This window comes from Nocardioides sp. NPDC057577 (assembly GCF_042801335.1).
Lineage (GTDB): Bacteria > Actinomycetota > Actinomycetes > Propionibacteriales > Nocardioidaceae > Nocardioides.
Genome location: NZ_JBHVGB010000059.1, coordinates 18432 through 29292, shown reverse-complemented (window position 1 = coordinate 29292; position 10861 = coordinate 18432). Strand labels below are relative to the sequence as shown.

Sequence of the window (10861 nt, the reverse complement as noted above, 5' to 3'; positions counted from 1 at the left end):
CGCCTCGGCTGGGTCAGGCCCGGCGGCGGGGAGGGTCGCGGCGCAGGACCTTGGGGAGGTACGCGGCGCCGGTGCTCTGGGCGGCGGCGGCGTCACCCGGGTTGGAGATGCCGCAGCGCTGCAGGGAGAGGCAGCCACAGCCGATGCAGGAGTCGAGGTTGTCGCGGAGGCGCTCGAGGGCGTGGATCTGCTCCTCGAGGCGACGGCGCCAGTGCTTGGACATCCGGGCCCAGTCGGCCTTGGTGGGCGTCCGGTCCCCCGGCAGGCAGTCGAGCTCGGCCTTGATCTCGTCCAGCGACAGCCCGACGTTGGCGGCCGCCCTGATGAAGGCGAGGCGGCGCAGGACGCTGCGCTCGAACGTCCGCTGTCCCCCGGCCGATCGTTCGGCCCGGATCAGGCCCTGGCTCTCGTAGTAACGCACCGCGGAGGCCGCATAGCCGCTGCGCCGGGTCACCTCGCCCATCGTGAGCAGGTCGTGGGTGTTCATCTCACTCTTTTCTGTCACAGCCCTTGATCTCAAGTTCACTTTAGGTTGAATCCTAGGGGGCATGAACAGATCAGACAACGAAGTAGCCGTCATCACCGGCGGATCCGCGGGGCTGGGGCTCGCTCTCGCGACCTCCCTCATCGACAAGGGTTGGAACGTCGTCACCGACGCCCGCGACGCGGACCGTCTCCATGCCGCGCTGCCGGGCAGCTCTCGGGTGACGACGCTGAGCGGGGACGTACGTGACCTCGACCATCAGGACGCGATCGCCGCCGCCGTCGCCCGGCACGGACGCCTCGACCTGCTCGTGCACAACGCCAGCGAGCTCGGCCCCATGCTTCCCCTGGCCGAGGTCCCAGAAAGCCTCTTCTCGCGCGTGCTCGAGACGAACCTGCTCGCCCCGCTCACCCTGACCCAGCGACTCCTCCCCTACCTGATCGCCTCGCGCGGGACCCTCATCGGCATCTCGAGCGACGCGGCGGTGGAGCACTACCCGACCTGGGGAACGTACGCCGCGAGCAAGGCCGCGCTCGACCACCTGATCCTCACCCTCGGTGAGGAGAACGGCATCCGCGCGTACGCCGTCGACCCCGGCGACATGCGTACCGCCATGCACCAGGACGCCTTCCCCGGCGAGGACATCTCCGACCGACCGCTACCGGAATCGGTCGTTCCGCACCTGCTCTCGCTGCTCGCCGGCGACGAGCCGACCGGGCGCTACCGCGCCACCGATCTCGCACAGCTTGGAGCCACCCGATGACGATGCTCGCCGAACGACCGACGACCACCTTCCCCTTTCCCGAGGACACCACGGCCCCCGCGCCCGCGGAGTGGCGCGGGCTCGAGCGCGATGGCGTACGCCTCCTGGTGGCGAAACCCGGCGGCGTACGACATGCGCGGTTCCGCAACCTTGCCGACCACCTCTCCCCCGGCGACCTGGTCGTGGTCAACGACTCGGTGACCGAGGCGCGCCAGCTCGACGCCGACATGGTCGGCCGCGGCCGGGTCGTCCTCCATCTCGCTCAGCGTCTCGACACCGGCTGGGCCGTGGAGATCCGCTCGGCTCCGGACGCCTCCCGCTCCGTGCTCGACGCCGCCGAGGGCGACGTGGTCGTGACCGCAGGCCTCCGGGTCACCCTGCGCGAGCCCTACCCCGACGGTCGCGCCTCCTCCCCCACCGGCGAAGGCAACCGGCTGTGGCGCGCCCGGGTCACCGGCGACGTCGCCGCCGAGCTCGAGCATGCCGGCCGCCCCATCGCCTACGGCTATCTCGACCGGCGCTACCCGCTCTCCGCCTACCAGACGATCTTCGGGCACCGCCCCGGGAGCGCCGAGATGCCGTCGGCGGCGCGCCCGTTCACCCACCCGCTGGTCACCGAGCTGGTCACCCGCGGCATCCAGATCGCGCCCATCACCCTGCACACCGGCGTCTCCTCCCAGGAGGCAGGCGAGGCCCCCGGCGCGGAGTGGTTCGAGGTCTCCGAGACCACGGCACGGCTGGTGGAGCAGACCAGGTACGCCGGTGGCCGCGTCGTCGCGGCCGGCACCACCGTCACCCGAGCCCTCGAGTCGGCGGTCATCCCCGCGACGGGCGCGGTCAGGGCGGCGAGCGGGTGGACCGACCGCGTCATCACACCGGCGAACCCGCCGTACGTCGTCAACGGGCTCATCACCGGCTGGCACGACCCGCAGGCCAGCCATCTGCTCCTGGTCGAGGCGGTCGCCGGTCCCGAGCTCACCCAGGCGGCCTATGACGCCGCCGCCGCTGACGGCTATCTGTGGCACGAGTTCGGCGACTCCGCCCTCCTGCTCCCGTGATCGCCGAGGCGGGCTAGGAGAGGGCGCCCTCGCCGTAGTTCACCGGGGTGCCGACGGCGACGGTGCGGCCGACGGTGCACAGCCGGGTCTCGGACTTCTTGATGGCGTCCGGGAGGACCTTGCGGGCGGCATCGCCGGCCTCGCCCTCGGGGAAGGTGATGTCGAAGGTGACCGAGATGTCGACGAGGCGGTTGCCCTGCTCGTCGCGGATCTTGGTGGCCGCCGCGAGTGCCTCGAACGTCTCCATCGGGGACCGCTTGGCGGTGATGAAGTCGACGTCCAGAGCGCTGCAGCCGGCCAGGGCCGCGAGGAGCAGCTCGACAGGTGTGAAGTCGGGGTCGTCGCCGTGGCCGATCACCACGGTGCCGCCGCGCGCGTTGATCGCGCGGAAGCGGTGCTCGCCGATCTTCTCCAGAGATACCGAGCGCTGGTCTGCCGCATCAGAAGTCATGGGGTAAGACTGCCATCCGCCAGTTAGCCTGTGCGACGTGAGCACCCAGAGCCTGCCCCTGCGCCGTGACGAGGCCACCGCCCGTGCCGGACTGCTGAAGATCGAGGACTACGACGTACGCCTCGACCTCGCCTCCAGCGAGGAGACCTTCCACTCGGTGACGACGATCCGGTTCACCTCGAAGGGCGGGCCGACGTTCGTCGATCTGAAGCCGGTCTCGGTCGGGCGGATCGTCCTCAACGGCAGCCCGGTCGACCCGGCCACGCTCGCCAAGGGGCGTCTCCCGATCAGCACGCAGGAAGGCCCGAACGAGCTCGTCGTCGAGGCCACCATGCCGTTTCGCAACGACGGCGAGGGGCTTCACCGCAGCGTCGACCCGGCCGACGGACGGGCCTACGTCTACGGGATGTGCTTCATGGACGCGGCCCCGACGATCTTCGCCTGCTTCGACCAGCCGGACCTGAAGGCGCCCTACACCTTCCACGTCACCGCGCCGCACGACTGGACGGTCATCGGCAACGCGCCGGGGACCCAGACCGAGCCCGGGATCTGGGAGTTCGAGCGGAGCCAGCCGCTCTCGACGTACTTCGTCACGCTCGTCGCCGGTCCGTGGCACATGATTCACGACGAGCACGACGGGATCCCGCTGTCCCTGAGCTCGCGGCAGAGCATCGCCGCCGACCTCGACAAGGACGCCGAGGAGCTCTTCACGCTCACCAAGCAGTGCTTCGACGAGTTCCACCGGCTCTTCGGGATCCGCTACCCGTTCGGCAACTACCACCAGGCGTTCGTGCCGGAGTTCAATGCCGGCGCGATGGAGAACCCCGGTTGCGTGACCTTCCGCGACCCGCTCGTGTTCACCTCGCGAGTCACCCGCGGCATGCGGATCCAGCGTGCCACCACGGTCGCCCACGAGATGGCCCATCAGTGGTTCGGCGACCTGGTCACGCCGCAGTGGTGGGACGACCTGTGGCTCAACGAGTCGTTCGCCGAATACATGGGCAACCGAGTGACCGCCGACGTCACCGAGTACGACGACGCCTGGGCCGACATGTCCTACGCGCGCCGCCAGTGGGGTCTGACCGCCGACCAGCGCGGCTCGACGCACTCGGTCGCCGGAAACGGCGCAGAGGACGCCGTCTCCGCGCTGCAGAACTTCGACGGGATCTCCTACTCCAAGGGCTCCGCGATCCTGCGCCAACTCGCCGCGTCCCTGGGCGACGAGGTCTTCTTCGCGGGCGCGATCGACCACTTCACCAAGCACCGGTTCGGCAACGCGACGATGCACGACCTGTTTGCGTCCTGGGACTCCGCGGCAGCCGAGGCGGGTGTCGAGTTCGACCTCGACACCTTCACCTCCCAGTGGCTGCTCACCGCCGGCCCGGACACGCTGTCGTGGGACCCGGCCAAGATGGTCGTCAACCGCACCGCCCCGTCGCGGCACCCCGCCAATCGCTCCCACACCTTCCGCGCGGCGATCCTCAACGGCACCCAGTGGACCAGCCAGGAGATCACGGTGAGCGGCGACCAGACGCCGCTCCAGGTAGCCGCCAACGCCGTCGTGCTCGACCCCTACGACGACACCTGGGCCTCGGCCATCCCCGACTGGGAGACGGTGCAGGCGCTCAAGGGGGCACTACCGGACGTGACCGACGGCGGCCTGCGCGCCGGAGTGTGGAACAACCTGCGCAGCGCCTGGTTCAACGCCGCGGTCGACCCGGCCGACGTCGTCGACATCGCCGAGGCCTCGCTGCCGGTCGAGGACGTCGAGGACAGCCCGCGGCGCACCATGCCCTGGCTCTTCGGCGCGGTGGTTCCGCTGGCACCCGCCGGCGCGCGCGAGCGGCTGCGCGAGGCGGCTCTGCGCAAGCTCGCCGAGGTCGCTCCCGGCTCAGAGCTCCAGCTCTCGGCCTACCGCACGGCGATCCGCTCGGCCACCTCCGAGTCCCTGCTGCGGGAGTGGCTGGCCACTCCCCCGGCCGGGATCGAGACCGATCTCGACCTGCGCTGGCGCATCCTGGCCAAGCTCGCCGAGAACGGGTACGCGGATCGTTCCGAGCTGCAGGCGGCGTACGACGCGGAGCCGGCCAACGAGGCCCGCATCCACCTCAACGGCGCGCTGGTCAGCATTCCCGACGCGGAGGCGAAGGCGTACGGCTGGTCGGTGTTCACCGGCGAGACCGACCTGCCCAACTACGACATCCTGGCTGCCGGGCGAGCGTTCTGGACCGGTCCGGCCGAGCTCACCTCGGGCTACGTCGAGCGCTACTTCGCCGAGCTTCCCGCCACCGCCGAGAAGCGGTCCGGCTGGAGCCTGGCCGAGGCCGCCGAGGCGTTCTTCCCGAGCGGCTCGGTGACCGAGGAGACGCTCGCTGCCGCGCGGGCGGTCATCGAGCTGGATCTGGACCCAGGCGTACGCCGTCGGGTCTCCGACGCTGCCGACAACCTGCAGCGTCAGCTGGCGATCAAGGTGACCTATCCCGTGTAGGCGGGCTCCGGCGGTGAGTCGGGGGCAAGACTGTCCGTGCTCACCGATAGTTTTCGTTTCATGCGGATCCTGCACACCTCCGACTGGCACCTGGGCCGGTCCTTCCATCGGGAGGGCATGCTCGGGCACCAGGCGGCGTACGTCGACCATCTCCTCTCCGTGGTGGAGCAGGGATCGGTCGACGTGGTGTGCGTATCCGGCGACGTCTACGACCGGGCGCTTCCGCAGGTCGACGCGGTGCGGCTGGCCTCGGAGGCGCTCTCCCGGCTCGCGGCCTCGCGGGCGAAGGTCGTCATCACCAGCGGCAACCACGACTCGGCCCAGCGGCTGGGATTCGGGTCCGAGCTGATCGACGCCGCCGGCATCTTCATCCGCACCGACCTGGCCGGGGTCGGGCGCCCGGTGATGCTCCCCGACGAGCACGGCGAGGTGGCCTTCTACGGTCTCCCCTATCTCGATCCCGGCGCCGCCAGGGCGTCCTGGGGGTTGGAGTCGCGCTCTCACCAGGCGGCGCTGGGTGAGGCGATGCGACGGGTCCGAGCCGACCTCGACGATCGGGGTGGCCGCAGCGTGGTGATGGCCCACGCCTTCGTCACCGGCGCCGAGCCCTCCGACTCCGAGCGCGACATCTCCGTCGGGGGCGTCTCGATGGTGCCCGCCAGCCTCTTCGAAGACATCTCCTACGCCGCTCTCGGCCACCTCCACGGCCGCCACACGATCACCGACACGGTGCGCTACAGCGGCTCCCCGCTGGCCTACTCCTTCTCCGAGGCCAACCACCTCAAGGGCTCCTGGCTCATCGACCTCGACGAGTCCGGGTTCGTGGCGAGCGAGTTCGTGGAGGCCCCGGTGCCGCGCGGGCTCGCCAGGCTGCGAGGCACCCTCGAGGAGCTGCTGAGCGACCCGCGCCACGAGGTCCACGAGACCTCCTGGCTGCAGATCACCCTGACCGACCGGATCCGCCCCGCCCAGGCGATGGAGCGCCTGCGCCGTCGCTTCCCGCACACGCTCGTCCTGGGGTTCGAGTCGACCGCGCCCGTCCTGGGTGCCCTGTCCCGGCCCGACCCGTCCCGTCCGCGACGTGACATCGACCTGGTCACCGAGTTCGTCGCCGAGCTTCGCGGCGAGCCCGCGGCCAAGGCCGAGCTCGCGCTGCTGCAGACCGCTGTGGACGCCTGCTGTGAGGACCCCGAGGTCGACTCGCTCGACTCGCGCTCCGGCGACGCCGAGGAAGAGGAGTGGCTCGAGGTGCTCTTCTGATGCGCCTTCACCACCTGGAGGTCGCCGCGTTCGGCCCGTTCACGGGCACGGTGAGCGTCGACTTCGACCAGCTCTCCGAGGCGGGGCTCTTCCTGCTCTCCGGCGCCACCGGAGCCGGGAAGACGAGCGTCCTGGACGCGGTCTGCTTCGCGCTCTACGGCGACGTCCCGGGCGACCGTTCGGTCGCGAAGCGGTTGCGCAGCGACCGGGCCCCGGCCGAGGTCGCGACCCGGGTCGTCCTGGAGGCGACGCTCGCCCAGCGACGCTTCCGGATCACCCGCTCCCCCTCGTGGGAGCGGCCCAAGCGGCGTGGCGCCGGCACCACGACCCAGCAGGCCTCGGTCGTGCTCATGGAGCAGGTCGGCGAGGAGTGGCGCACCCTCACCACCCGTCTCGACGAGGCCGGCCACCTGGTCTCGGACCTCCTCGGGATGACGCTGACGCAGTTCGTGCAGGTCGCGATGCTCCCCCAGGGCCGCTTCCAGGCCTTCCTCCGCTCCAGCGCCGAGGAGCGCAAGCGGCTGCTCGAGCGGCTCTTTCGCACCGAGCGCTTCGCCGATGTCGAGCGCTGGCTGCGTGAGCGTCGCGTCGAGCTCCGGCGGCGTTCCGAGGGGCTCAACGCCGGTGTCGCCGAGGTGGTCAGCCGGATCAGCGAGACCGCGGCGGTCACGCTCCCTGACGACTGGGACGTCCACGACCTCGGCCTCCCCGCCGGCGACGGCGCGATCGCCACCTGGGCCCGCGCTCTGGCCGAGGAGGCCACCGAGTCGCAGGCCGTCACCTCCGGCGCCGCGATGGAGGCCCTGGCCGCTGAGTCGGAGACCCTCGCCGCCCTCGACGCCGCCCGCGCGATGGCTGAGAAGCAGCGCGGCCTCCGGGCCGCTGCCGCCGCCGAGAGCCGTCTCGTCGCAGCGGCCGAGGAGCAGGAGGAACGCGTACGCCGCGTCGACTCCGCTCAGCGTGCCGAGTCGGTGGCCGGGGTCAGCGAGCTCACCGACCAGGCGCGGCGCGAGCACGCCAGGGCCGCCTCGCTCGCCCCGAGCGACCTGACCGTGACCGATGCCAGGTCGGCGGTGGACCGGATCTCTGCCCGGCTCGCGCAGGCCCGCGCCCTGGTGCCGGTCCAGCGGCGTCTGAGCGAGGTCACCCGCGACCTCGCGTCCACCGGCACCCAACGGGACCGCCTCCTCACCCAGACCCGCGAGCAGGCTCGGCTCGCCGAGGAGCTGCCGCAACAGGCTGAGGCCCTCGCCGCGGACCTCGCGGCAGCCACCGAGGCCGTCGCGGCCATCCCGGCGCTGCGCGCCCAGGTCACCGCTGTCACCGAGGTCCGTCGGCTGACCCAGGAGCTCCACGACGCCCGAGCCAGGCACGAGTCGGCCAGGGCGGCCGCCATGGAGGCGCGCACCCGCTATCTCGACGTACGCCAGGCCCGGCTGGACGGCATCGCCGCCGAGCTCGCCGGCGCGCTCGCCGTCGGCGCGGACTGCCCGGTGTGCGGGTCCCACGAGCATCCCCACAAGGCCTCCCCTGCCGACGGCGCCCCCGACGCGGCGGCCGAGAAGGGGGCCCAGGCGACCTACGACAACGCCAGCGCCGAGGAGCACGCCCGCGACCAGCACGTGCGCGACCTCACCACCCGTCTGCAGCTCGCCCAGGAGGCTGCCGGGGAGACCGACGAGCCCGCCGGGTCGATGGCCGAGCGGCTGGCTTCGCTGGAGCGCACCGCCGCGCGCGAGGCCGGCCTGCGCGCCGAGCTCACCGCGGCCGAGGAGACGCGGTCCCGCTCGGCGACGCTCCGTGCCGAGCTCGAGACCCGCACCGCCGAGCTCGAGACCACGCTGCGCCACCTCACCGACGAGCGCGAGCGTCTCGAGGAGCAGCTGACCGACGTCCGCGGCGACCACCCGGATCTCGACGCCCTGCTCACCACGCTCGAGCGCGACCAGCGCGCGGCGACCACGAGCCTCGAGCGGCTCGAGGCGGCCACCCGTGCCGCCGAAGCGCTCGCCGGCGCCGAGCGCACCCTCACCGCCACCGCGGTCCGAGCAGGCTTCGACACCCCCCGGAGCGCCCTCGCCGCCGCGCTGGCACCGGAGCGGGTCTCGGCGCTGAACAGCCAGATCAAGACGTACGCCGACAGCCTGGCGGCCGCCCGAGCGACGCTCGACTCCCCCGGCGCCGCCGAGGTCCTGGCCACCGACGAGCCGGACCTGCCGACCCTCGCCACGGCCCACCGCAGGGCCGCCGATGCCGCTGACGCCGCCCGCTCGGCGGCCGACAGCGCCGCCAACCGGGCCGCTCGCCTCGACTCCCTGCAACGCGACCTGACCGGCGCGCTCTCGACCTGGGCTCCCGTACGCGACGAGCTCGAGGTCGCGGCCCGGATCGCCTCCTTCGCCGAAGGCAAGAGCAGCGACAATCAGCTCCAGATGAGCCTGTCGGCCTACGTCGTGGCCTACCGCCTCACCCAGGTCGTCGCCGCCGCCAACGAGCGGCTGGCGAAGATGAGCGACCAGCGCTACGCCCTGGAGCACTCCGCGGCCAAGGGCGCCGGCGACCGCCGTGGTGGCCTCGCGCTGATGGTCCGCGACGACTGGTCCGGCGAGTCGAGGGACCCGGCCACCCTGTCGGGCGGCGAGACCTTCGTGGTCTCCCTCGCGCTGGCGCTCGGCCTGGCCGACGTGATCATGAACGAAGCCGGCGGCCAGATGCTCGACACGCTCTTCGTCGACGAGGGCTTCGGCTCCTTGGACGCCGACACCCTCGATGACGTACTCGACGTTCTCGACACCCTCCGCGAGGGTGGCCGCATCATCGGCGTGGTCAGCCACGTCACCGAGATGCGGGAGCGCATCCCCACCCAGCTGGCGGTGAGCAAGGGACGCAGCGGGTCGACGTTACGCGTCTGCGACGGCTGACCGACGCCTCGGCGGCGGATGTCCGGCGATCACCCGAACATCGGAAAGATCTCAGGTCGACTTGGCTGCCCGCGGGAAAACTTAACCGTCGGGCGACAGGTATTACCTCCGAGCCCTATCCCTGGTGTGACGTACGTCTCTAGCCTGAGGCGGCTCCGCACCGCGGAAGCCGGTCCCAGATCTCATCGGAGGTTTCCGTGCCCCGTCTCACCGCCCGTGTCGCCAAGGTCGCCGCGACTCTTCTCCTTCCCGCGTCCCTGCTCTCGGCAACATCGTTGATGGCCTCCCCCGCACACGCCGACGGCCCCGGCAGCGGCACGCCGTGGATGGTCACCGTGGGTGACAGCTACGTCTCCGGGGAAGCCGGCCGCTGGGCAGGCAACAGCAACTCCGGCGAGTCGCTCATCGATGCGGGCGGCAGCGCGACGTACTTCGACAACGCCACCCACACCGCGGAGACGATCAACCGGTGCCACCGCAGCACGGCCGCCGAGGCGTATCTCGGTGGTGGCGTGAGCGGGCTCAACCTGGCCTGTTCCGGGGCGATGGTCAACACGACCACCTCCAGCGGCTACTTCAAGCCCGGGATCGACTTCTACTCCAGCGGCAGCAACCAGGGCCAGGCCCTCATGCTGCAGAGCTTCGCGGCGAGCCACAACGTCAAGGCCGTGACGATCGGCATCGGCGGCAACGACTTCAACTTCGCCGCCATCGTCACCCAGTGCGTCCAGGACTTCCTGGCCTCGCCGTCCTGGTTCAAGGACTACTGCAAGGACGACACGGTCGTCACCAACGCGATGGCCGCGAGCAACGTCGCCGCGGTGAGGGCCCGGATCGCCACCGCCTTCCAGAACGTACGCACCGCCATGCGCAACGCGGGCTACGCCGACAACGCCTGGACCCTGATCGTGCAGAACGTGCCCTCGCCGCTGGCGACCTCCTCGGGCTACCGCTACAGCGAGTCCGGCTACACCCGTCAGAACACCGGCGGCTGCGGCTTCTGGAACGCGGATGCCGACTACGCGTACAACACGATCCTGCCCACGATCAACAACGCGATCTCGGGCGCGGCGGCCGACTCCGGGCTGACCAACATCAAGACGCTCAACGTCACCAGCGCGTTCGCCGGCCGCCGGCTGTGCGAGAACACCGTCGGCCTCCTCGAGGAGAAGGGGCTGTCGAGCTGGCAGGTCGCCGGTGCGGTCGACAAGACCGAGTGGGTCAACCAGATCCGCACCGTCTCCACCGCGAGCGGCAACTACTACATCCAGGAGAGCCTGCACCCCAACTACTGGGGCCAGCTCGCCCTGCGCAACTGCCTGCGCCAGGCCTACAACGCCGGTACGCCGCGGTCCGGCACCTGCACCCACGGCACCGGGCTCAACGCCAACGGCGAGCCCAACATGACCCTCAGCTGAAAGTAAAACCACGCCGAG

8 protein-coding genes are annotated in these 10861 nt (G+C 71.1%); 6 read left to right on the top strand and 2 right to left on the bottom strand.

Annotation, left to right across the window (positions count from 1 at the left end; all coding sequences use genetic code 11):
- Positions 1-13: 13 nt before the first annotated feature.
- Positions 14-487, bottom strand: coding sequence for a redox-sensitive transcriptional activator SoxR (gene soxR, locus ACFU7D_RS14075; RefSeq protein ID WP_378867944.1), 474 nt, complete (start codon positions 485-487; stop codon positions 14-16).
- 61 nt (positions 488-548) lie between these two features.
- Here soxR and ACFU7D_RS14070 point away from each other — a divergent pair, with 61 nt between their 5' ends.
- Positions 549-1247 carry an SDR family oxidoreductase gene (locus ACFU7D_RS14070; protein WP_378867942.1) on the top strand — a complete coding sequence of 233 codons (699 nt, stop codon included), beginning with the start codon at positions 549-551 and terminating at the stop codon, positions 1245-1247.
- Positions 1244-2305, top strand: a complete 1062-nt coding sequence (locus tag ACFU7D_RS14065) for an S-adenosylmethionine:tRNA ribosyltransferase-isomerase (RefSeq protein ID WP_378867940.1) — start codon at positions 1244-1246, stop codon at positions 2303-2305. Before ACFU7D_RS14070 ends, ACFU7D_RS14065 begins: the two co-directional genes overlap by 4 nt.
- 13 nt (positions 2306-2318) lie before the next feature.
- Here ACFU7D_RS14065 and ACFU7D_RS14060 read toward each other — a convergent pair whose 3' ends face one another.
- Positions 2319-2756: an OsmC family protein gene (locus ACFU7D_RS14060; RefSeq protein ID WP_378867938.1), complete on the bottom strand. Its 438-nt coding sequence runs from the start codon at positions 2754-2756 to the stop codon at positions 2319-2321.
- Positions 2757-2793: 37 nt separating this feature from the next.
- On the opposite strand from ACFU7D_RS14060, the gene pepN reads away from it, so the two are divergent.
- The 4 genes from pepN to ACFU7D_RS14040 all read left to right on the top strand — a co-directional run bounded on the left by pepN (position 2794) and on the right by ACFU7D_RS14040 (position 10843).
- On the top strand, positions 2794-5244 hold the full coding sequence (gene pepN, locus ACFU7D_RS14055) for an aminopeptidase N (protein WP_378867936.1): 2451 nt from the start codon (positions 2794-2796) through the stop codon (positions 5242-5244).
- Between the two features lie 60 nt (positions 5245-5304).
- Complete coding sequence (locus ACFU7D_RS14050; protein ID WP_378867934.1) at positions 5305-6504, top strand: exonuclease SbcCD subunit D; 1200 nt, start codon at positions 5305-5307, stop codon at positions 6502-6504.
- Entirely contained in the window at positions 6504-9425 is a 2922-nt protein-coding gene (locus tag ACFU7D_RS14045) for an AAA family ATPase (protein ID WP_378867932.1), read from the top strand. The genes ACFU7D_RS14050 and ACFU7D_RS14045 overlap by 1 nt, the downstream gene beginning before the upstream one ends.
- Before the next feature lie 197 nt (positions 9426-9622).
- A complete protein-coding gene (locus tag ACFU7D_RS14040; protein ID WP_378867930.1) occupies positions 9623-10843 on the top strand; it encodes a hypothetical protein in 1221 nt (406 codons plus the stop codon).
- Positions 10844-10861: the final 18 nt, after the last annotated feature.